Genomic DNA, 23,435 nt, shown 5'->3' on the forward strand with positions numbered 1-23,435 from the left:
GCACGACGAGCGAGCGCAACGCGGCGGAAGTCTGCGGCGTGTCGTGCGCAAACACCCGCGCTCGCCGAAATTAAATCGGGGTGAGGCCGTGTTTGCGTTGCACGCGGTCGATCTGCTTGTCGCGCAACAAGTTCAGCGACTTTCGCAGCAGCAGGCGGGTCTCGTGCGGCTGGATCACCGCGTCGATGAACCCGCGCTCGGCGGCGATCCACGGCGTGGCCATGTTGAGGTTGTAGCCCTCGATGAAGTCGGCACGAATTTTCTGCACTTCCGGCGCGGTCGGGTCGGGGAACCGCTTCACCAGCAGCTGTGCCGCACCCTCGGCGCCGATCACCGCGATCCGAGCGGTCGGCCACGCGAAGTTCAAATCGGCGGAGAGCTGCTTGGAACCCATCACCGCATACGCGCCGCCGTAGGACTTACGGATCGTGATCGTCACCTTCGGTACGTCGGCCTCGACGACGGCGTTGAGGAACCGGCCGCCGCGCTTGATGATGCCGCCCTTCTCCTGCTCGACGCCCGGCATGAACCCGGGCGTATCGACCACGAAAACCAGTGGCAGGTTGTAGGAGTCGCAGAACCTGATGAAGCGCGCCGCCTTGTCGGAAGCCTCGTTGTCGATCGCGCCGGACAAGTGCATCGGCTGGTTCGCGACCACCCCGACCGGGCGGCCGTCGACGCGGGCGAACGCCGTGATGATCGCAGGGCCCTGCTGCTCGGCCACGTCGAAAACGTCGCCGTCGTCGAAGATCCGCAGCAGGATCTCGTGCATGTCGTAGGCCATGTTGTCGCTGTCCGGCACGATCGTGTCGAGTTCGTAGTCGTGCGGCGTGATCTCGGGTTCCAGGCCCGGGTTGACGATCGGCGGGTCGTCGAAGGTGTTGGGGGGCAGGAACTCCAGGTAGTCGCGAACGTACTGGAACGCGGCGGCCTCGCTCTCCACCACCTGGTGGATGTTGCCGTAGCGGGCCTGCGCGTCGGCGCCGCCGAGTTCGTCGAGCGTGACGTCCTCGCCGGTGACGTCCTTGATCACGTCGGGACCGGTGACGAACATGTAGCCCTGATCGCGCACCGCGACGACGAGATCGGTCTGGATCGGCGAATACACCGCTCCGCCGGCGCATTTGCCGAGGATGATGGAGATCTCGGGCACCAACCCGCGTAGCAACTCATGGCGGCGGCCGAGCTCGGCGTACCACGCCAGCGACGTCACGGCGTCCTGGATCCGGGCGCCCGCCGAGTCGTTGATGCCGATGATCGGGCAGCCGACCATCGCGACCCACTCCATCAGCTTGGCTACCTTGCGGCCGAACATCTCGCCGACAGAGCCCTGGAACACCGTCTGGTCGTGGCTGAACACGCCGACCGGCCTGCCGTTGATCGTCGCGTGGCCGGTCACGACCCCATCGCCGAACAACGCGTTGGGATCGCCGGGCGTCTTCGCCAACGCGCCGATCTCAAGGAAGCTGCCCGGGTCGACCAGCGCGTGAATTCGGGCGCGGGCGCTCGGGATCCCCTTCTTCTCCCGTTTGGCCACCGCCTTCTCGCCACCGGGTTCCTTGGCCAGCTCCAGCTTCTCGCGGAGTTCGGCCAGCAGTTCTGCGGTCGTCTTGGTGGTCACTCGTTCTCGCTCTCGATCCGGCTGATCGCCTCGCTCATATGCGCACCGACCTTCGCAATGTACGGCTCGTCGATCACCTGGATGTGCTCACCCCCGACCGGGACGACCTCGAGCTCGGAGACGAACTCGCCCCAGCCGCCGTCGGGCTTGCGGGTGGCGTAGCGCGGCTCGAAGTAGATCGCGTCGTCGTGGTAGCGGTCGGCCATGTACAGCGTGACCTTGCCGTCGTACGGCTTGATCTCGGCGGTGTCGATGGCCCGCTGGTCCAGGTACGACGTGCGCTGGTGTTCGATGATGCCGCCCGGGATCTGTACCCCGCTCTGGCTGACCACGTCGAGGACGAACTTCACCTGACCCTCGTCGTCGAGCTTTTCGAGTTCCTCGTAAGGGATCTCGGGCACCTCGACGTTGAACGTGCGCTCGGCGAACCGGGCGTAGCGATCCCAGCGGGCGCGGGTCTCCTCCCGCGTCTGCGGTATCTCCTCTCCCGGACGCACCGCGTCGATGAGACCGACGAACCGCACGTCGGCGCCGGCCTGCTTCAGCCCGATCGCGCATGCGTAGGCCAGCACACCGCCGAGCGACCAGCCCGTCAGGATGAACGGGCGATCGCCGTTGAGCTCCAACAGCTTCGGCACGTACTCGCGGGCGCGTTCCTCGATCGAGCCCTCCACCCGTTCGATGCCGTACATCGGGGTGTCGGCCGGCAGCCGTTTGAGCAGCGGCTCGTAGACCACCGTGGACCCACCCGCGGCGTGGAAGACAAACACCGGAATGCGGTTCGAGCCCTCCTGCGGGGCGCGCAACGTCCGCACGAAGCCGTCGACCTTGCCGCCCTCGAGGTACTCGCGGACCGTGGTGGCCAGCTCCTCGATGGTCCGCGCACCGGTGACGTCGTCGGCCGTGATCGTGCCCTCGTCGACGCGTTCGGTCAGCCGCTCGGCGATCTTGGTCGCGGTCGCCTCGTCGAGTGCGGGCAGTTCGTTGAAGATTCCGCCCGGCGACTTGCCGGTGACGATCGCCCACGTCGCGAACGTGACGCGTTCGGCGGCGTCACGCGGCGGCACGTCGGCGCCCAGCGCCTCGGTGACCGCGTCCTGGCTGAGCACTTTGGCGGCCGCCGCGACGGTCGACTCCGACGGACCTGTCGACTCCGACGGACCGGTGGGTCCGCTCGGGTCGGTCGGTGGTGGCGGGATGTCGGGACCGCTCGGGTTCGTGGGCGGCGGCGGGATGTCGGTGGCGGTCGCCGTACCGGCACTCGTGAGCGGCGATTCCCCGCCGCGTTCGGCGAGCTTCTGCTCGAGTTCTGCGACGGTCGTCGCGCCGCCCATCAGCTCGGCCTGCTCGGCAGCGATCTCCTCGGCGGTCTTCGACTTCTGGTGCTCGGCGAGCTGGTCGACCTCGTCGCGGTGCTCGATCGCGTACTCGATCAGCTTCTCGACGGCGTACAGGTTGGCGTCGCGTACGGCGGTCAGCTGAATCGGTGGCAGGTCGAAGTCGTATTCGACGCGGTTCTTGATCCGCACGGCCATCAGCGAATCGAGGCCGAGCTCGATCAGCGGCACCTCCCACGGCAGGTCCTCGGGCTCGTAGCCCATTGCGCCGCCGACGATCGCGCCCAACCGGTCGTGGATGGTCTCCCCGGAGTCCGGTGACCACTTGGCGAAGCCCGCCGCCAGACCAGCGCCCGCGGTGAGGTTGTCCTGCAGGATTTCGGCATCATCCTCAGGCTCGTCATCGACGGGCGCCGTCGAAAGCTGCTGAGCCACACCAGTGCCGGCACCCACGGCGACCGGTAGCGCACCGACGGCGCCGTCCCGGCTCACCACCGCGTCGTACACCAGCGTGAACGACTCGTCGATGCGCGCGTGCACCTGCACGCTGGCGCCGCCGGGATGCCGGGTCAGCGTCGTCACCAGCCGCGCCCCCTCGCCGGGAACCGCGCGCTGCTCGGAGGCGACCAGCTTGGCGTCGGGAAGCACCTGCGCCGCAGCCGCTTTCACCAGCGCGGCGAGATCCGGCTGACCCTTCGGCGCGAACTCCCAGACATGCCGGCCGTCCGGGGTCGCGACGTGGTTGCCCGGCATCATCACCGAGCTGTCCCCGGTGAACCGCGCGTCGAGCCAGTGCGGCTTGCGCCGGAACCGGGTCGGCGGGATGTTCGCGAAGTCCAGTGCTCCGGCCAGCCCCTTGGACCGGCGTGGGAACAGCGTGCGGATGTCCAAGTCGTGGCCGTGGACGAACAGCTGCGCCATCGCCACGGTCATCGAGTCGACCTCGTCCTGCTTGCGCGCCAGCGTCGCGATCAGCTGTGCGTCGTGAAGGCCGGCCGCCGCGGTCGTCAGGCCGACCTGCATGAGCGCAACGGGATTGGGCGCCAACTCCATGTACGTGGTGTGGCCGTTGTCGACCGCATTGCGGATGCCGTGGGTGAAGTAGACGCTGTGGCGCAGGCCCTTCTTCCAGTAGTCGACGTCGTGGATCGTCTCGCCGGGCCGGATGTAGCGGCCCTCGTGCACCGTCGAGAAGTACCCGATCTTCGTGGGATGCGGTTGGATGCCGACGAGTTCAGCGGCCAGCTCGCCCAGCAGCGGGTCCATCTGTGAGGTGTGGCTCGCGCCCTTGGTCTGCATCTTGCGCGCGAATTTGCCCTCTTGCTCGCAACGCTCGATGATCGCGTCGACCTGGTCGGGCGGACCACCGATGACGGTCTGGGTGGGCGCGGCGTACACGCACACCTCGAGGTCCTTGAAATCAGCGAAAACGGTCTCGATCTCCTCGGCCGAGTACTCGACCAGCGCCATCAACCGGATCCATTCACCGAACAGCATCGCTTCGCCCTCACCCATGAGGTGCGCGCGCGAACAGATGGCCCGGGTGGCGTCCTCGAGCGACAGGCCGCCGGCGAAGTAGGCGGCGGCAGCCTCGCCGAGCGACTGGCCCACCACCGCAGCGGGTTTCGCGCCGTGGTGCTTGAGCAGCTCACCGAGTGCGATCTGCAGGGCGAAGATCACCGTCTGGACTACCTCGATGGGGTACTCGCAGGTCTCATTGGTGTAGTCGACCGCGTCATCGAGGATCATCTCGACGATCGAATAGCCCCGCTCATCCTGGATGAGGGCGTCGACCTTGTTGATCCACTCCGCGAAGACCTCGTTGCGCAGGTACAGGTTCTTGCCCATCTTGCGGTGCTGCGCACCGAATCCCGCCAGCACCCACACCGGACCGTTGGTGACCGGGCCGTCCGCGCTGAACACGCTCGGATGCTGTTTGCCCTCGGCGACCGCGCGCATGCCCTTGACCGCCTCGTCGTGGTCGTGCGCCAGCACCACGGCGCGGGAGCGGCCGTGGTTGCGCCGAGACAGCGCGCGGCCGATCGACTCCAGCGACGAAGCGCGCCCCTCCGGACTGTCGATCCAGTCGGCCAGCTCGGCCGCGGTGGCCTTCTTGCGCGATGTCAGAAAGCCCGAAACAACCAGCGGCACAACGGGAGTGGGTTGTTCTGCGGACTCCAGCTCTTCACGCGCGACCTCCAGGAGTCGCAGCGCCTCGTCGGTCAGGCCGGGAAGCTCGGGTTCGTCCTCGACCGCGGCGGCGGGCCGGTCCAGTCCATCCTCTCCTGAGTCGTCGTCATCGTCGATGAACTCGCCGTACTCGTCCATCCGGACGCCGCCGACGTAGGTAGCGGTGGCTGCGGAAGATCCAGCTGGGCTCTCCTCTTCCACCGGCTCTTCGGGTTCGGGCTCGACGAGATCGGACGGCAGCACCTCGCGCAGCACGAGGTGGGCGTTGGCACCGCCGAAACCGAACCCGGACACCCCGGTGATCGCGTGCCCGCTGTAGCGCGGCCAGTCGGTGACGGTGTCGGCGACCTTCAGGTGCACACCGTCGAAGTCGATGTAGGGGTTGGGGCCGGTGTAGTTGATCGAGGGCGGGATCTTGTCGTTGCGCAGCGCCAGCGTCATCTTCGCCAGGCTCGCCGCGCCGGCTGCCGACTCCAGGTGTCCCACATTGGATTTGATGGCGCCCAGCAGCGCGGGCTTGTCGGGCGCGCGGCCCCTGCCGACGACCCGGCCGAGCGCGTCGGCCTCGATCGGGTCACCGAGGATGGTGCCGGTGCCGTGCGCCTCGATGTAGTCGACGAGGCGCGGGTTGATCCCGGCGTCCTTGTAGGCCTTGCGCAGCACCTCGGCCTGAGCATCCGGATTCGGCGCCAGCAGGCCGTTGGACCGGCCGTCGTGGTTGACCGCGCTTCCGGCGATGACGGCGAGGATCTCGTCGCCGTCGCGCCGGGCGTCGGCCACCCGCTTGAGCACCAGCATGCCGCCGCCCTCGGAGCGGGCGTAGCCGTCGGCGTCCTGCGAGAACGACTTGATCCGGCCGTCGGGCGCGAGCACGCCGCCGACCTCGTCGAAGCCGACCGTCACCAGCGGGGTGATCAACGCGTTGACGCCGCCGACGACCGCCACGTCGGCCTCCCCGGACCGCAGCGCCTGCACCCCCTGGTGCGCGGCGACCAACGAGGACGAGCACGCGGTGTCGACGGCCACCGACGGGCCGCGGAAGTCGTAGAAGTACGACACCCGGTTGGCGATGATCGAGCTCGCCGTGCCGGTGATCGCGTACGGATGCGCGATCGAGGGATCCGACATCGCCAGGAAGCTGTAGTCGTTCAACGAGCTGCCGATGTAGACGCCGACGTTGCTGCCGCGCAGGCTCGACGCCGGGATGCGGGCGTTCTCCAGCGCCTCCCAGGTCAGCTCGAGCGCCATCCGCTGCTGCGGATCGATGTTGTCGGCCTCCATCTTCGAGAGCGCGAAGAACTCGGCGTCGAAGCCCTTGATGTCGGACAGGTAGCCGCCGCGGGTGCGGGCCTTGGCGACCCGCTCGGAGATGCGCGGCTCGCCGAGGAACTCCTCCCAGCGGCCCTCCGGCAGGTCGCTGATCGCGTCGCGGCCCTCGAGCAGCGCCTGCCACGTCTCGTCGGGTGTGTTCATGTCGCCGGGGAAGCGGGTGGCCAGACCGACGATGGCGATGTCCCGGGAGGCCGTGTCCTCGCGGGTCCAGTCCTCGTCGTCGTCGCCCTGCTCGAGTTCGGGCTCGCCCTCGATGATCACCGTCGCCAGCGACTCGATCGTGGGATGGCGGAAGGCCACGGTGGCGGTCAGCGTGACACCGGTGAGGTCCTCGATGTCGCTGGCCATCGCGACGGCGTCGCGCGACGAGAGGCCGAGTTCGACCATCGGCGCGGACTCGCTGATCGAGTCGGGCGCCTGGCCGGTGGCGTTGCCGATCCAGTTGCGCAGCCACTCACGCATCTCGTTGACCGACATATCGGTCCTGGGGGCGGTCTTCGGAGCCGTTTCGGCGGCGACATCAGGCTCCGGCTTCTCGGGTGCCAGCTGGATCTCGTCGCCGGCGGGTTGCTGCGAATCGTCTTGTGTATCAGCCATTTTCGAGTGAGTTCTCAGTCTGTCTCGTCAGGGAACGCGTTGGCGATCTTCCCGCTCCGCAGACTGCCGTCCAGGTATGCCGAGCGGCACGCCCGCCGGCCGATCTTGCCGCTCGAGGTGCGGGGGATCGCGCCAGCGGGGGTGAGTAGCACGTCGCGCACGGTGACGCCGTGGCGCACCGCGATCGCAGCGCGGATGTCGTCGGCGATGGGCCCCATGTCGAGCTTGTGTGCGCCCGGTGCGCGCTCGCCGACGATCACCAGCTGCTCGGAGGTGTCGTCGGGGTCACGCTTCAGACCGGAGTGCGCGTTCTCGAACACCTCGTCCGGCAGCTGGTTGGCGGGCACCGAGAACGCCGCGACGAACCCGGTGCGCAGCGCCTTGGTGGCCTCCTGCGCGGAGTACTCGAGGTCCTGCGGGTAGTGGTTGCGGCCGTCGATGATCACCAGGTCCTTGACGCGACCGGTGATGTAGAGCTCACCGTCGTGGTAGGTGCCGAGGTCGCCGGTGCGCACCCAGGTGGCGTCGTCGGCGGCCCCTTCGGCGTGCGACGGGTTGGTCCGTGACTTGAGGATGTTCTGGAAGGTGGCCACGGTCTCTTCGGGCTTGCCCCAGTAGCCGGTGCCCATGTTCTGGCCGCTGATCCAGATCTCACCGATCTGCCCGTCGGGCAACTCGGTGGCGGTGTCGTTGTCGACGATGACCGCCCATTCGGCCAAGCCAATCTTGCCGGCGCCGGCCTGCGCGACGGCCTTCGGCGAGTCGTCGGGCACCGGGACGAAACGTCCGGTGTTCAACTCGTCGCGGTCCACCGAGATGATCACCGGCTCGGCGTCCATCGGCGTGGTGGACACGAACAGCGTCGCCTCGGCCAGGCCGTAGGACGGCTTGATGGCCTGCGGCTTGAATCCGAACGGCCCGAACGCCTCGTTGAACCGGCGCACGGTGGCCGCCGAGATCGGCTCACTGCCGTTGAGGATGCACTTGACGTTGGACAGGTCCAGCGGCGGTTCCCCGTCCTTGGGCACACCGCGGGCCGCCGCATGGTCGAACGCGAAGTTCGGTGCCACCGAGATGGTGCCGCCGGTGTCGCCTTCCTTGCGCGCGAGTTCGCGGATCCAGCGACCGGGCCGACGGACGAACGCGGCCGGGGTCATGAACGTCACGTAGTGACCGATCATCGGCGACAGCAGCACGGTGATCAGGCCCATGTCGTGGAAGAACGGCAGCCAGGACACGCCCCGGTCGCCTTCCTCGCCGTCGAGAGCCTCGATCACCTGCACCACGTTGGTGGCCAGGTTGAGGTGCGTGATCTGCACGCCGGTCGGGATGCGCGTCGACCCCGACGTGTACTGCAGGTAGGCGATGGTGTGCTCATCGACGTCGACGGGCTCCCAGGTGGCGCCGACCTCGTCGGGCACCGCGTCGACGGCGATGACGCGGGGGCGCTGGTTGGCCGGGCGGCTGCGGAAGAACTTGCGAACGCCCTCCGCCGCCTCGGTGGTGGTCAGGATCGCCGACGGGTGGCAGTCGTCGAGCACGGCGTGCAGCCGGCCCACGTGGCCGGGCTCGTTCGGGTCGAACAGCGGCACGGCGATGCGGCCCGAGTAGAGGGTGCCGAAGAACGCGACGAGGTATTCGAGGTTCTGCGGGCACAGGATCGCGACGCGGTCGCCGGGCTGGGTGACCTGCTGCAGGCGGGCGCCGACGGCTCGATTTCGGGCGCCGAAGTCGGCCCAGTGCAAGTCGCGCGCGACACCGTCACGCTCGGTGGAGAAGTCGATGAACCGGTAGGCGAGCTTGTCTCCACGCACCTTCGCCCATCGTTCGACGTGTTTGACCAGGCTTCCGTTGTCGGGAAACTTGATCAGTCCGTCCTTGATGAACGGGTTATGGAACCCCATCGCACTCTCCTGTCAACGGCACACGCTTCTCGATGCCGATTCGCAAATAATTTCCGAGCCGCCGTCAAGCCCCGGACCCCGGAAAATCGTACCGGTCGGCTATCCGCTTACTGCTCTTAGTTTTTTCTTAATGTTAGGTGACCGGTTGTCGCAGTCCAAATCAGTCTGGTTACAGGTCAGCCATGTTTCGGGTGCGGGGCGTTATCGATCAACCCCTTCGCCCAATTCAGTGTCCACTGTGTGGCCGAGGCCCCGTCGAGATTCCAGAACTGCGTCGTCGCGTACATCGCGTGGATCGGTTGTCCCGCACCGCCGAGCAAGATGTCGATGGTCTTGGGCAGGTTCATGATGTTGAATGCCTCCGGCGGCGCCGAGCAGATCAGGTCGCCCGGAGCGCAGATCTCGTTGACGCGATCGTTCAACGCACCGAACCCGCCGGGCCGGGGCCCCGTCATCGCCAGCCCCATCCCCTCGAGCAACGGCACGTCGCGAAGCGTGATCTCCGCGCCCTGCCCGGGCGGGTTCGGCCCGACGTCGCGGCCGACGCCGACCTGACGACGGCCGTCGGCGATCAACGTCACGCCGCGCACGAGGTCCTCGTCGACCGGCCCGCGCCCGTTACCGATGTCGCTGGCGATATCTCCTGCGATCACCGCGCCCTGGGAGAACCCGACGATGACGTAGCTCGTCAGCGGGCACCGGTTGTTCATCTCCGTCATCGCCTTGACCGTCGCGTCGAAGCCCTCGGCGCGGCTGTCGTTGTAGGACATCTGGCCGTCCTGGGAGAACGGATTGTGGAACTGCGCCGTGTAGGGGACGGTGAATACCTCGAGCCGGCTGTCGTCGAACTGCTCGCGGATCGGGTTGGTGACACCGAGCAGCAGCGCGATCGGGAACTGTGTCGGGTTGAACGGATCGAGGTGCGGCGAGGACTCCCACGTGCCCGGCACCGAGATCATCTGCACATCCGGGCAGCTGGCGTCCTGGAACTCCGGCCGCGGCTTCTTGGTCGGGCTCACACCGGTCGGGGGCACCGCCGACGGCGGCCCGGCGGTCGGCGGCCCCTCGGGTTTGCGCAGGATCACCACGACGATGACGACGAGCAGCACCACCACGAGCGCCATCGCGCCGGCTGCGACGAGCGCGAGGATGCGATGGCGTTTCCGCCGGTTGGTCTTGGCCATGTGTCGGTTGGGCTCCTGCTAGCAGAGTCGGTCGGTTGCGATGCGAATGTAGTCGGAAGTGGCGGCGTGAACGTCGACGGACGAGGACGCCACACCCGCGGTCCGTTCCACCCGCTCGTCCATATCGCTGCGCACCATCGGCAACACGGCGTCCCACACTTCCTGGTCGGTGTGCTTGGCGGCGCGGGCCTGACACACGTACGAGCCGATGCTCAGCGCCAGCAGGTCACTGGACGGTTCGACGCGCTCGGCGGCCAACGCGTCGAGGTAGGCGCGCTGCCGGTCGGTGACGACCAGGGCGTTGGACTGACCGGCTGCGGGCGGCGGCCCCGGCTGCGCGTGGGCTGTCCCGTGGGCCGGCGCCGACTCAGTCGTCGGCATGCCCATGGTCGCCATGACCGCATCACCCGAGCATCCGGTCAGCATCGCGGTCGCCGAAGCGATCAGCAGCGACCCTGCCGCCGATGTCCGTACCGAGCGTTGCACTCCTCCAAGGTACCGGCAGCCCGGGCGCGGACCCGGTCGTCGAGGACGGCTCGCCGGCTACTTGATAGTCGCGACCAATTCCCCGCTCATGGCCGCGAGCTGTGCGCTCCAGGAACCCCAGTCGTGGGTGCCGCTGGGCGGGAAGTCGAAATGCCCGTTGTGGCCGCCGACGGAGCGGTAGTGCTGGTAGAACTCGCGGTTGGTGCCCTGGGCGATGTCGCAGTAGCCGATCATCGCGGGCGGATCGGTGCAGCCGCCGGCCGGTGCGCTCCACACCCACAGCCGGGTGTTGTTGTCGGCCAGCAACTGCACATGGACGTTGGGCGAATGCCATTTCCACCGGCCCAGCTGTGGCAGGCCCCACATGTTGCGGGTCTCGACGCCGCCGTACTGGGCGAGCCCGGCAGTGATGGCGCCGTCGACGCCGGTGCGCTCAGGGGTCAGGAAGCCCGACAGAGACCCCGCGTAGCGGTAGCGGTCGGGGTGGAAGGTGGCCATCGCCATCGCGCCGTAGCCGCCCTGCGCCGCACCGACGATGCCGTGGCCCGACGGGGCCAGCCCCTTGTTGGCGACCAGCCAGTTCGGCAGTTCGTCGGCGAGGAACGTCTCCCACTGCCGGCTGCCGTCCAACTCCCAGTTGGTGTACATGCTCCACGCGCCGCCCGCGGGCGCGGCCACCGAGATGCCCTGCCCGGCGAGGGTGTTCATCGCGTTGCCCGCGGTCACCCAGTTGCTCACGTCGGGGGCCGCGTTGAACGCGTCGAGCAGCACGACCGCGTGCGGGCCGCCGCCCTGGAAGGCGACGGGGATGTCGCGTCCCATCGCGGCCGACGGCACCATGAGCATCTCGACTTGTGCGTTCGCCGACGGCGCCATGGAGGTGCCAGCGGTCCACAGACCGGCGGCCAGCGCCACGGTCATGATCGTCCGGAAGATCCCACGCATCAATTGACCCACCTCGTGTTCGCCTGCTGTCCCCGCGCGAGGTAGTCAATCACACCCGCCCGCCGGATCGGGCTGGAAACGGCTGACGGCGGCGACCCCTCGGGATCGCCGCCGCCAACTGTGTAGTTATTGCCGTACCGGTCAGTTCCCGGCGTCGGGCGTCTGCGCCGAGGCCTCCGTGGCGATCGGAGTCGTCGGCTGAGGCGTGGCGCCCAGCACGCGCTGGATGTCCGGCTTCATCTGCTGCAGCTGCTGACCCCAGTACTCCCAGCTGTGGGTACCGGACTGCGGGAAGTTGAACACACCGTTCTTGCCGCCCGCGGCGAGGTACTGCTCCTGGAACGTCTCGTTGGTCCGCAGCGTGAACTTCTCGAGGAACTCCGCGTTGAAGTTGTCGCCGGCGATGCGGCCGTTGATCTCGGCAGGCTTGCCGTTACCGCAGAACACCCAGATCCGGGTGCCGTTGGCGACCAGCTTGTCGATGTTCACCATCGGGTCGTTGCGCTTCCACGCCGGATCGCTCGACGGGCCCCACATGTCCTCGGACTCGTAGCCGCCCGCGTCGCCCATCGACATCCCGACCAGCATCGGCCACCAACCCTCGGAGAGGTTCAGGAAGCCCGAAAGCGAAGCAGCGTACTGGAACTGCTGCGGGTAGTAGATCGCGAGCGTGAGCGCGGCGGATCCGGCCATCGACAGGCCGACGGCCGCGTTGCGGTTCGGGTTCACACCCTTGTTGGCCGCCAGGTACGCGGGCAGTTCCTGGGTCAGGAACGTCTCCCATTTGTACGTCTGGCAACCGGCCTTGCCGCACGCCGGCTTGTACCAGTCGCTGTAGAAGCTGGACTGGCCACCGACCGGCATGATCACCGCGAGCCCGGAGTCGAGGTACCACTCGAATGCCGCGGTCTCGATGTCCCAGCCGTTGAAGTCGTCGCGTGCACGAAGACCGTCGAGCAGATACACGCCCGGTGCGTTCGGGCCGCCGTTCTGGAACTGAACTTTGATGTCACGGCCCATCCCGGCGGACGGAACCATGAGGTACTCGACCGGCAGACCCGGACGAGAGAAAGCCCCCGCAGTCGCCGAGCCTCCGATGGCGCTGATCAAACCGGGCAGCACCGCGGCGGCCATCGCCGCTGTTGCCAGCCGGCGGACCCAGGCACCCCGGATCTTGCCAACGAACTTCATGCTTCATCTATCCCATCTGTCGTATGCCGCACGCGGAAAAGCCCCTCGGGCATGCCGCGTAACCCGTGCAGTCAACCACACGTCGTCGCAATCTTCCCATTCAGAGCGTGTCGTTCCTGGTCACGACGCTAAGCCGTTGAGCCACTGATCTATCGGCTGCAAGGGCTTCCGCGTTACGGACCCGTCGCCGGCATGCCTTGATACGGGTCGACCGTGGACTCCGGCACAGGCAGCCCGCAGCGGATGAGTTCATACAGTGGCACGCGGTTGATCCGGTACTGCGTGAACTGGTATGCGTGCACGAGGTTCGACAGGAACCGCCGCGGACCCATCGGGCCGCGTACCGACGTCAACATCGCGTCGGTGGCCGGGCACTCCAGCGCCGCCTCGGCCTGTTTGACCCAGTCCTCGTCGATGTAGCCCGGAATGAACGGTGGCTCTTTGAGGAACGGCCCCTCGGCGATCGCCCAGTCGGGAAACAGGTTCTTGTCGTGGCCGATTCGGCCGTCCTCGAGGCGCGCGGTGTGCGCGGCCAACGGGTTGGCGAGGCCGATCTGATCGATGACCCGCACATCCAATCCGACGTTCATTCCCAGCATGCCGAGGTTGGTGAAGAAGACTGTGTGCGGCCCTTGGTAGTCCTTCGGCGCGTCCGGCGGCGGCGGTAGGGCGGGCACCACATCCCATTGGTCGTAATTGCCCGACGGCAGCAGCAGCGCACCGTCCGGCGTGTTGTCCAACGCCTCGAGCACCGCCCGCATCCGCGGATAGTCCAGGTAGTCCGCGGCGGTCAACGGGTGCGCATGGCCGGTGGCCTGAGCGTAGAACCGTCGCTCGTCGACGATGCCGGAGTAGGTGACGCGGGTGGCGTCACTACCCATCCCGCTCGAATTGGCCGCCCACAGCGACCATCCCGCGACGGCCAACCACAGCACACTGGTCGCGCCGACGAACAAATAGCCTGCGCCACGGGCCATTCGGGTTACGTCGGGCAGCACGACGGGAATCACCGCGATCGGCATCAACAGGCAGAACAGCGGGGTCAGCAGCACCCTGCCGTGCATGAAGTCGCCGCCCTGGCGGATCCAGTACAGCGCCTGCAGCAGGCCGCTGACGAGGAAGAAGATCACCACCGCGGCGGGACTCTGCACCATCCGCGCGAACCATCCGTAGCCGGGCGCCGCGGTGCCGCGGCCCGGTCGGCGGCGCCCGCGGGTCACCCACACCACCCCCGCCAGCCCGGCCAGCAGGATCGCCGGCGCCCACAGCAGGTACGGCTGGTTGAAGTTGGCGAGGTACACGAAACCGTGCGACCACTTCGATCCGGTGGCGTCCTTGGCCAGCGCGGTGCCGGGAAACAGCAACCCGTAGTAGCCCATTCGGAAGATCTGGTAAGCCACCGGAAGCAGCCCACCCGCGACGAGGATGATGGTGCGGCGCCGCCAATCGCGTGCCGCGATCAGCATCATCACCAGGGCGAGCCCTCCGATCAACGCCAACTCGGGCCGCACCAGCACGCTCAGGCCCGCGACGAAAGCCAGTGCGCCGTCGAATGTTCCGCTCGCCGGTCGGGGTGGTGACGACGGTGTCTGCGAACCCACGGGGTGCCGACGGATCACCGGTGCGCCGCCTCGGGTGCTCGGCGCCGGGGCGGCGCGGCGGACGCGCGGTTCTTGTGACCAGCACACCATCATCCACCACAGCAGGCCGAGATAGGCCAGCACCAAACCGTTTTCGAGCCCCGAGGTGGCGAAGTCGCGGGCGGGCGGTACGGCGATGTACACCAGCGCGCCCGCGGGCAACATCAGCGCGCGCCGGCCCTGCAGGCTCGGCGCATACAGGCGGCCGGTGCCCAGCATCGCGAAAGCCACGCCCAGCAGGCTGAGCACCAACGCCAGCACCAGCACCACGTACTCCAGCCGTACCGAGCCGCCCACCAGCGCGCCGAGGTAGACCAGATAGGTCCACACCGTGGAGGTGTTGGCCTCCACCCGCTCACCCGCGTTGAACACCGGGCCGTTGCCCGCCAACAGGTTTCGGACTGTCCGCAACACGATCAGGCCGTCGTCGGCGATCCAGCGCCGCTGCCAGGCGCCCCAGCCGAACAACGCCGCGACCACCAGCACGCTGAGCCACAGGCTCACCCGTACCGTGGTGTCGTACCGGAAGGCGGGCCAGCGGGCCACGTTGCGCGCGAGTACGTCGGCCCATCGGCCCGCGGCGGGCGGGGCCACCTTCTCAGCTGAGGAAGACGGCGGCACCGATGGTCCCGATCCACGCCAGCAGCAACAGCTGCAGTACCCGGTCCTTCAACGCGATCTCCTCGGGCTCCCCGGCCAACCCGCCGTCGACGTCGACCGCGTACCGCAGGATCGCAATGGTGATCGGGATGATCGTGATTGCGTACCAGGAGGCGGTGGCGCCGTCACGTTCGAACGCCCACAGCCCGTAACAGAGAACCATCGCGGTGGCCGACAACGTCCACACGAAGCGCAGGTAGGACGCCGTGTAGCTCTCCAGCGACTTGCGGATCTTGGCCCCGGTGCGTTCGGCGAGTTGTAGTTCGGCGTAACGCTTTCCGGCCACCATGAACAGCGAGCCGAAGGTCATCACCAACAGGAACCATTGTGACAGCGGGATGCTCGCCGCCGCGCCGCCCGCGATGGCGCGGATCAGGTACGCCGAGGAGACGATGCAGATGTCGAGCACCGCCTGGTGTTTGAGCCCGAAGCAGTAGGCCAGCTGCATCGCGATGTAGACCGCGATCACCACGGCAAGGTTCGTGGTGGCGAGCACCGAAATGCCCAGTGCCGCAGCGGCCAACACGACAGCGGCGCAGTAGGCCAGCCATTCCGGGACGACACCCGCCGCGATCGGCCGGAACCGCTTCGTGGGATGCTGACGGTCGGCCTCGACGTCGCGCGCGTCGTTGACCAGATAGATCGACGAGGCGGCCAGCGAGAACGCCACGAAGGCGATCAGGATCTTGACCGCGACCTCGCGATAGTCGTATTCCACGTCCCCGCCGAGCGCGGCGATGGGCGCGGCGAGGACGAGCAGGTTCTTCACCCACTGCCGCGGCCGGATCGCCTTGATCAGACCCGTCGCGGCGTTCCGCGGTGGCCCGCTGACCGGTGCCGGTTGTTGACTCATTGGCCGTACGCTCTCTGCGCTGCTGTCACTCGAGATGCTCATCAGTGTCTTGTGCTCCTCGCGTGCGCGAAGCTCCCCTCGGCGCGATCGGCGACGGTGCCGACCACCTTGGCGACGGCCGCCCCGACCGCAACACCGGTCAGCACATCGCTCGGGTAGTGCACGCCGAGCACCAAGCGCGACAACGCCATCGGCGGCACCAGCAGTGCCGGCAGCGGCAACCCGGTCGTCCTGGCCATCAACAGCGACGCTGCGGTGGTGGACGTGGCGTGGGCCGACGGAAAGCTCAGCCGACTCGGGGTTCCGACGTTGACCGTGACCGCCGGGTGGTGCGGGCGCTCGCGGCGCACCACCCGCTTGATCACGACCGCCGCGGCGTGCGCGACGAATGCGCCCACCCCCGCGGCCAGCCAGGCGCGCCGGCGGTCGGCCTGAAAGACCGCTCCTAGCAAGGCTATTGTCAACCAGCCGAGGCTGTGCTCACCGAAATGCGACAACGCGCGCGCACCCGAGAGGATCCCCGGCCGGCCCGCGAGCGCGGACTGCACAGCGACCAGCGCGGCCTCTTCGCCGCGCGGAGTCTCAGCCATGTGCAGACGACTCCAGTAGGACCGTCTCCCACTTCTGCTTGCTCGACAACGTCGGCAGCGCCTCGCGGTAGACCTTGCGCATCCGGTTGAACTTGCGCGCGAGGCGGGCCTGACGCTTCAGCGACTCCCGCAGCAGCTCGAACATCTTCTCGCGGTCGCGCTGGCGGTACACCACGCCGCGACCGTCGGCGGTCGTCACCGTGACACCGTCGACCCTGCACAGCGAGAACCAGCGGGCGTCCTGGGTGGCGACGTTGATCTGCGGGCGGCGGTGATGCTCGGGGTCGTGTGCCCTCAGTTGGTGGATGACGCCGCGGGACAGTCGCCACGAGATCGCCAGCGCGTTCGTGGGGATGTTCACCTTCTTGCGCCACCGCTTGTCCGACGGCGTCGGCAGCTCGGCGGCGCTGGACAGCACCACCGCGTCGGGGTACTCCTGGCGCATCTTGCGCACCTCGGGCAGCGCGGACTCCAGGATCGAGAAGATGTGCTCGGGCCCGGCCAGGAAGTCGTCCATCGCCCTGTTCTGAATGGCGACCGTCGAATACTCCAGGCAGAGAAGGTGTTTCAGCGTCGCCTTCAGATGGCTCGCGATCAGCCCGCTGATGTTGCCGTCCCAGTGCAGCGCCGCCACCACCAGCCGGTTGCGCAGGTGGAAGTACGCCTGCCAGTCGATCGCGTCGTCCTTGTCGCTCCACGCCATGTGCCAGATGGCGGCCCCGGGCAGCGTGACGGTCGGGTAGCCGTGCTCGCCGGCACGCAGGCCGTAGTCGGCGTCATCCCACTTGATGAACAGCGGCAGCGGCTGACCGAGTTCCTCTGCGACCTGACGCGGGATCATGCACATCCACCAGCCGTTGTAATCCACGTCGATGCGGCGGTGCAGCAGCCGGCTGCGCGGCGAATCCTCGTCGCTGAGCCGGAATTTGGCGAAGTTGTGGTCGTACTCGGTGTTGACCGCGTTGGTCCACATGAAGTTCTCGGAATCGACCATCTCGCCCATCACGTGCAGGTGCGAGGGTTCCTGCAGGTTGAGCATCTGGCCGCCGACCAGCGTCGGCGACTTGGCGAACCGGTTCATCGCCAGCGCGCGCAGGATCGAATCCGGCTCGATGCGGATGTCGTCGTCCATGAACAGGATCTGTTCGCAGTCGGTGTTTTTCAGCGCCTCGTACATCACCCGGCTGTAGCCGCCGGAACCGCCGAGGTTGGGCTGGTTGTGCACGGACAGCCGGTTGCCCAGTGCGCCGGCGGCCTCGTCGAAACCGGGATGATCCTTCGCCTTGTTCGCACCCTGATCGGTCACGATCACGGCGCTGATCACCTCGTCCACCAACGGATCCGAAGTCAGCGCGGCCAGCGCGTTGACACAGTCGGCCGGGCGGTTGAAGGTCGGGATGCCGACCGCGATGTTGGCCCGGCCCGGTGCGGGCACCGGCGCGTACCAACCCGCGTGATGCAACGTCGACGCGGCGTCGGTGGCGATGTCGAACCAGATCCAGCCGCCGTCCTCGAACGGGCCGAGATCGATTTCGAACTCGACCGCGGCGCGGTCGCCGTCGCGTTCGCTGGCGACCGGAGCGCCCCCGACGGTGATGCGGGCCCCGGTGGCCTTGGATCGGTAGACGTCGACGCGCGCGCTGCCGGTCAGCTCGACCCGCAGCACCACCGACTGCAGTGTCGACCAGCGCCGCCAGTAGCTGGCGGGGAAGGCGTTGAAGTAGGTCGCGAACGACACCTGGGATTCGGTGCCGATCTCGAGCGCCGTGCGGGTCGGCGCGTGCGCGCGTTTGGCGTTGGTGTCCGCTTCCTCGATATAGAGCTTGCGGACGTCATGCGGTTCGCCGGGACGCGGCAGGATGACGCGGGCCAGCAGGCTGACCGCCTTCGATTCGGCGGCGTCGAGCGCGCCGGACGGGATCTCGCTCATGCGCTACTGCTTTCTGGGTCCGGTTCGGTCAGTGGAGCACCGTCGCGCAGGTGCGGGGCCAGCGTGTTGTCGTACATGCTCAGCGCGCTGGCGATCGCCATGTGCATGTCCAGGTACTGGTAGGTGCCCAGTCGGCCACCGAACAACACCTTCGCAGAAGCGGTTTCGGCCTTCGCCCGGGCCCGGTATGCGGCCAGCAACGCGCGGTCGGCTTCGGTGTTGATCGGATAGTAGGGCTCGTCGTCGTCATCGGCGAACCTGGAGAACTCGCGCATGATGACCGTCTTGTCGGTCGGGTATGCGCGTTCGGGATGGAAGTGCCGGAACTCGTGGATGCGGGTGAAGGGCACGTCGGCGTCGTTGTAATTCATGACGGGTGTGCCTTGAAAATCACCGCAGCCGCTCAACACCTCCACGTCGAAATCGAGGGTGCGCCAACCCAGCCGCCCCTCGGCGTAGTCGAAATAGCGGTCCAGCGGCCCGGTGTAGACCACTGGAGCGTCGGGGTTCTCGGCACGGAGTTGATCCCGCACGTCGAACCAGTCGGTGTCGAGCCGCACCTCGATGCGGTCATCGGCGGCCATGTTCTGCAGCCACGCGGTGTAGCCCTCGGCGGGCAGCCCTTCATAGGTGTCGTTGAAGTAGCGGTTGTCGAAGGTGTATCGCACCGGCAGCCGGGTGATGTTGCTGGCCGGCAGTTCCTTCGGGTCGGTCTGCCACTGCTTGGCGGTGTAGTTCTTGAGGAAGGCCTCGTACAGGGGCCGCCCGACCAGGCTGATCGCCTTTTCCTCGAAGTTCTGGGCGTCTTCGGTCTTGATCTCGGCGGCCTGCTCCTTGATCAGTTGGCGGGCCTCGTCGGGCGTGAAGTACTTACCGAAGAACTGCGAGACCAGGCCCAGCCCCATCGGGAACTGGTACGCCTGCCCGTTGTGCATGGCGTAGACGCGATGCTGGTAGCCGGTGAACTCGGTGAACTGCCGCACGTAGTCCCACACCCGCTTGTTGGAGGTGTGGAACAGGTGGGCGCCGTACTTGTGCACCTCGATGCCGGTCTGCGGCTCGGGTTCGGAGTACGCATTGCCACCGATGTGCGGACGTCGCTCTATGACGAGGACACGCTTGTCCAGCTGGGTTGCCGCGCGCTCGGCAATCGTCAGGCCGAAGAATCCGGAGCCGACGACAAGGAGGTCGAAACGAGCTGTCATCGGCAGCAAGGGTATCCGACCGCGACCGCCCCACCCGAATTCGACAGGAGCCGAAGATTGCGATCGGCTCACGATTCCATATCGTCACTTTCGTCCCACCAGTCACACCAGTACCGTCGTTCACGTCGGCATCCCGTGCCGGCAGCGCACGACCTGGGTGGTTCACCTGAATCGCCTAGCGCGACCCAGCAGACCGCCTAACAGATGTAGCCCATGTATTGAGGAGACTTCCGTGCCGAACCGACGTCGACGCAGGCTGTCGACAGCCACGAGCGCAGTGCTGGCCTTGGCAGTCGCGAGTCCCGCCGCAGTAGTCGCCGTGACCGAGTTGTCGGAGAGCACCGAGCCGGCGTCCCAGCACCGCGAGTTCGTGCAGGCAGCGATGATCACCGATCTGCCCAACGAGTTGATGTCCGCCCTGTCTCAGGGCCTCTCGCAGTTCGGCATCAATCTGCCTCCGATGCCGACCGGAATGTTGACAGGCACAGGGGCGAGCGCGCCGACCACGCTCACCTCCCCGGGGCTGACGACGCCCGGTCTCACCTCGCCGGGGCTGACGACGCCGGGTCTCACCACGCCGGAGCTGACGTCTCCGAGCCTGACCGCGCCCGGGCTCACCACACCCGAGCTGACGACTCCGGGACTGACCGCCCCGAGCGCCACGGTCCCGCCGGCCACCGCCACCGGCCCGTCCCTCACCGACCCGGCCTTGACCAATCCGGCGCTGACCAGCCCCTCGCTGACCAGCCCCGGGCTGACCAGCCCGACCGGAGACACCGGCAGCCTGACGACTCCGGGCCTGTCCACGCCGCCAGCGCTGACCGACCCGGCACTGGGCACCACGCCGATCTCGTCGACCACGGGCCTGCCGGCCCCTGGTGAGGTGCCCATTGCGGCGCCCATCGGGCTGGATCCGGCCGCCGGCACGTACCCGATCCTCGGCGACCCGTCGCTGGCGACGATGCCCGCGGCGACCAGCGGAGGCAGTGGCGGGATCGTCGGCGAGCTGTCGAGCATGGCCGAACAACTCGGCGCGGGACAGGCGATCGACCTGCTCAAAGGCATGGTGATGCCGGCGATCATGTCGGCGGTGAAACCGCCGGGCGCCCCGGCCGCCGTGCCCGCACCGCCGGTACCCGCGCCGCCCGCACCCGGCGCCTGAGACCTGCCACCAGACGGCACCGCAGAAGCCGGCGGCTCTGCGGTGCCGGTGCAGGTCGCCGTTGATTTTGGTGCGGCTCCGGGCCGTGTCGTACCACAAGCAACAACTGACACATACGTAACATCGGTCCGTGCCGACTCGCCGTCCCACGCCGTCGCTGATCTTCACCGCCCTGGCGGCGACGGTCGTGATGCTGCCGATGGCGCTCTACGGCCTACCGGGTGACGGACCGGACCGGGCGACGGCCCCGGAGGCGCCCCGGCTCGCGCAGCAACCGCTGACCGGCCTCGCGGGCGGAGAGACGATCCGCGAGATCCATCAGGACACGCCGTTCTCATTGGTCGCGCTGACCGCAGACGACTTCGCCGGCACCACCGCCCGGGTGCGGGCCAAGAAGGCCGACGGAACGTGGGGGCCGTGGTACGAGGCCGAGCCCCTCGAGGGCGTCGGCCCGGACGCCCCCGCTGCCGGCCCGGTCGGCACCGAGCCGGTGTTCGTCGGGCGCACCACCACCGTGCAGATCGCCGTGACCCGGCCGCCCGATGCGGCCACGACCCCGGAGCCGGCGCCCGCGCAGGGGCCCGGCCTCGGTTACCTGCCGGCCAGCGTGGAGCAGTCCATCGGGCAGAACCTGAACGCCGTGTTGATCAGCCCGCCGCAGGCGCCGCCGGTCGACACGCTGCCGCCGCCGTCGGCGGTCAACGCGCCGGGCGTGCCGCCGAACATCATCAACCGATCGCAGTGGGGCGCCGACGAATCGATGCGGTGCGGAGAGCCGCGCTACGACTTGGGAATTCGAGCCGGAATCGTGCACCACACGGCCGGGAGCAACGAATACGCGCCCCAGGATTCCGCGGGCATCGTCCGATCGGTCTACGAGTACCACACCAGAACGCTGGGCTGGTGCGACATCGCATACAACGCGCTGGTCGACAAGTACGGACAGGTCTTCGAGGGGCGCGCGGGCGGCATCACCAAACCGGTCGAGGGCGCGCACACCGGCGGCTTCAACCGCGACACCTGGGGTGTGGCGATGATGGGCAACTTCGAGGTGGTCCCGCCGACACCGATCCAGTTGCGCACCACCGCTCGATTGCTCGGGTGGCGACTCGGACTGGATCACGTCGATCCGCGCGGCACTGTGGTGCTGGCCTCCTCGGGTGGGTCGTTTTCGGCGTTCCCGACGGGTGCGACACCGAAGCTGCCCGCGATCTTCACCCACCGCGACGTCGGCGCCACGGAGTGCCCCGGCAATGCGGCGTATGCCCTGATGGACCACATCCGCGACATCGCCGCCCGGTTCAACCACCCGCCCGGCCCCGACGACCTGTCCGAATCACTGCGTGGGGGCGCCATTTTCGCGCGGTGGGAGGCGATGGGTGCAATGAAGAGCCCACTGGGCAGACCGACGTCCTTGGAAGCCGCCGGCGAGGGCGGCGCCCGCTACGTCACGTTCGAACACGGCGCGGTGTACTGGTCACCACAGAGCGGCGCCCAACCGGTCACCGGCGAAATCTACAAAGCCTGGGGCGCACTGGGTTTCGAGCGTGGCGCGCTCGGATTGCCGACGAGCGCGGAAATCCAAGAGCCGCAATGGATTGTGCAGAACTTCCAGCACGGCACACTGAACCTCGACCGCGAGAACGGCACCGTCACACGGGTGTTCGACGGCATCCCGGTGGAGCTACCGCAGCCGACGGCCGACACGGCGCCCGTGCAGCTCGAACGGTTCACACCGCCGATCAGCAGTTGATTGCGCCGCTACATCCACCACCGCTCGAGCACCCGCGCGACACCGTCGTCGTTGTTGGTCGAGGTGATCTCGTCGGCTGCGGCCAACGCGTCCGGATGAGCATGTCCCATGGCGACACCCAGCCCGGCCCATTGCAGCATCGGCACGTCGTTGGGCATATCGCCGAACGTCACGATCTCCCCGGCGGTGATGCCGAGCGGGCGGGCCAGCTCCTCCACGCCGGTGGCCTTGCTGATGCCGACCGGCATGATCTCGACCAGGCCGTTGTTGGTGGAGTAGGTGATGTCGCCCTGTGGCCCAACGTGTTTGGCGAGCTCGGCGGCCATGTCGGCGCTGCGTGCGCCCGCCTTGCGGATGAGTAGCTTGACCGCGGGTGCGCTGAGCAGATCCTCGAGGGACACCTCGGTGTTGTCCGGATTGAGCCACGCGTGTTCGTAGCCGGGTGAGCTGACGAACTGCGGGGTGGCGGCGTCATGGGCGCTGCGGCCCACCCGCTCGACGGCCAGGCCCGCGCCCGGGATCGCCCGTGTCGCGATGTCGGCGAGTTCGCCGAGCACGTCGGTGGTCAATGTGCGGGCGGACACGATCCGGTCGGTGGCCGGGTCGTAGATCACCGCACCGTTGGCGCACACCGCCATCGGCGCGAAGCCCAGCTCGTCGACGACGGGCTGCACCCACCGCGGCGGGCGCCCGGTGGCCAGCACGAACCTCGTACCCGCCGCGACCGCGGCGCTGACCGCCGCTCGGGTGCGCGGGGAGACCTTCTCGTCGTCGTCCAGCAACGTGCCATCGACGTCGGACGCAATCAGCAATGGCAAAGTCATCGCGGCGATCCGCCTTCGCTCCTCACCGGTG

15 protein-coding genes are annotated in these 23,435 nt (G+C 67.8%); 2 read left to right on the forward strand and 13 right to left on the reverse strand.

Features of this window, described 5'->3' with window-relative positions:
• Positions 1-70: 70 nt before the first annotated feature.
• The 12 genes from AU187_RS00720 to glf form a co-directional block, all read right to left on the reverse strand.
• Complete coding sequence (locus AU187_RS00720; protein ID WP_059100713.1) at positions 71-1,621, reverse strand: acyl-CoA carboxylase subunit beta; 1,551 nt, start codon at positions 1,619-1,621, stop codon at positions 71-73.
• Entirely contained in the window at positions 1,618-6,957 is a 5,340-nt protein-coding gene (gene pks13 / locus AU187_RS00725) for a polyketide synthase Pks13 (protein WP_231740383.1), read from the reverse strand. Before pks13 ends, AU187_RS00720 begins: the two co-directional genes overlap by 4 nt.
• Positions 6,958-7,091: 134 nt before the next feature.
• Positions 7,092-8,981 (reverse strand): long-chain-fatty-acid--AMP ligase FadD32, encoded by a 1,890-nt coding sequence (fadD32, locus tag AU187_RS00730; protein ID WP_059100711.1) that lies wholly within the window; start codon positions 8,979-8,981, stop codon positions 7,092-7,094.
• A gap of 176 nt (positions 8,982-9,157) precedes the next feature.
• Positions 9,158-10,165 carry a carboxylesterase Culp6 gene (gene culp6 / locus AU187_RS00735; protein WP_059100710.1) on the reverse strand — a complete coding sequence of 336 codons (1,008 nt, stop codon included), beginning with the start codon at positions 10,163-10,165 and terminating at the stop codon, positions 9,158-9,160.
• A gap of 18 nt (positions 10,166-10,183) precedes the next feature.
• A complete protein-coding gene (locus tag AU187_RS00740) occupies positions 10,184-10,651 on the reverse strand; it encodes a hypothetical protein (protein WP_059100709.1) in 468 nt (155 codons plus the stop codon).
• A 57-nt stretch (positions 10,652-10,708) separates the two neighbouring features.
• Positions 10,709-11,596 (reverse strand): alpha/beta hydrolase-fold protein, encoded by an 888-nt coding sequence (locus AU187_RS00745; RefSeq protein WP_059100798.1) that lies wholly within the window; start codon positions 11,594-11,596, stop codon positions 10,709-10,711.
• Between the two features lie 141 nt (positions 11,597-11,737).
• Positions 11,738-12,787, reverse strand: a complete 1,050-nt coding sequence (locus AU187_RS00750) for an esterase family protein (RefSeq protein WP_059100708.1) — start codon at positions 12,785-12,787, stop codon at positions 11,738-11,740.
• A gap of 173 nt (positions 12,788-12,960) precedes the next feature.
• Positions 12,961-15,048 carry a terminal beta-(1->2)-arabinofuranosyltransferase gene (aftB, locus tag AU187_RS00755; RefSeq protein ID WP_059100707.1) on the reverse strand — a complete coding sequence of 696 codons (2,088 nt, stop codon included), beginning with the start codon at positions 15,046-15,048 and terminating at the stop codon, positions 12,961-12,963.
• Positions 15,026-15,940, reverse strand: a complete 915-nt coding sequence (locus tag AU187_RS00760) for a decaprenyl-phosphate phosphoribosyltransferase (protein ID WP_059100706.1) — start codon at positions 15,938-15,940, stop codon at positions 15,026-15,028. The genes aftB and AU187_RS00760 overlap by 23 nt, the downstream gene beginning before the upstream one ends.
• Positions 15,941-15,981: 41 nt before the next feature.
• Positions 15,982-16,530, reverse strand: coding sequence for a phosphatase PAP2 family protein (locus AU187_RS00765; protein ID WP_059100705.1), 549 nt, complete (start codon positions 16,528-16,530; stop codon positions 15,982-15,984).
• Positions 16,523-18,460 (reverse strand): glycosyltransferase, encoded by a 1,938-nt coding sequence (locus AU187_RS00770; RefSeq protein WP_059166156.1) that lies wholly within the window; start codon positions 18,458-18,460, stop codon positions 16,523-16,525. Before AU187_RS00770 ends, AU187_RS00765 begins: the two co-directional genes overlap by 8 nt.
• Positions 18,457-19,665, reverse strand: a complete 1,209-nt coding sequence (gene glf / locus AU187_RS00775) for a UDP-galactopyranose mutase (RefSeq protein WP_059100797.1) — start codon at positions 19,663-19,665, stop codon at positions 18,457-18,459. The genes AU187_RS00770 and glf overlap by 4 nt, the downstream gene beginning before the upstream one ends.
• Before the next feature lie 232 nt (positions 19,666-19,897).
• On the opposite strand from glf, the gene AU187_RS00780 reads away from it, so the two are divergent.
• Positions 19,898-20,827, forward strand: coding sequence for a hypothetical protein (locus tag AU187_RS00780; protein WP_059100703.1), 930 nt, complete (start codon positions 19,898-19,900; stop codon positions 20,825-20,827).
• Positions 20,828-20,957: 130 nt separating this feature from the next.
• A complete protein-coding gene (locus AU187_RS00785; RefSeq protein WP_059100702.1) occupies positions 20,958-22,580 on the forward strand; it encodes an N-acetylmuramoyl-L-alanine amidase in 1,623 nt (540 codons plus the stop codon).
• Between the two features lie 8 nt (positions 22,581-22,588).
• Here the strand turns inward: AU187_RS00785 and AU187_RS00790 are convergent, their stop codons facing one another.
• Entirely contained in the window at positions 22,589-23,404 is an 816-nt protein-coding gene (locus AU187_RS00790; RefSeq protein WP_059100701.1) for a Cof-type HAD-IIB family hydrolase, read from the reverse strand.
• Positions 23,405-23,435: the final 31 nt, after the last annotated feature.

This window comes from Mycobacterium sp. IS-1556, assembly GCF_001499985.1.
Lineage (GTDB): Bacteria > Actinomycetota > Actinomycetes > Mycobacteriales > Mycobacteriaceae > Mycobacterium.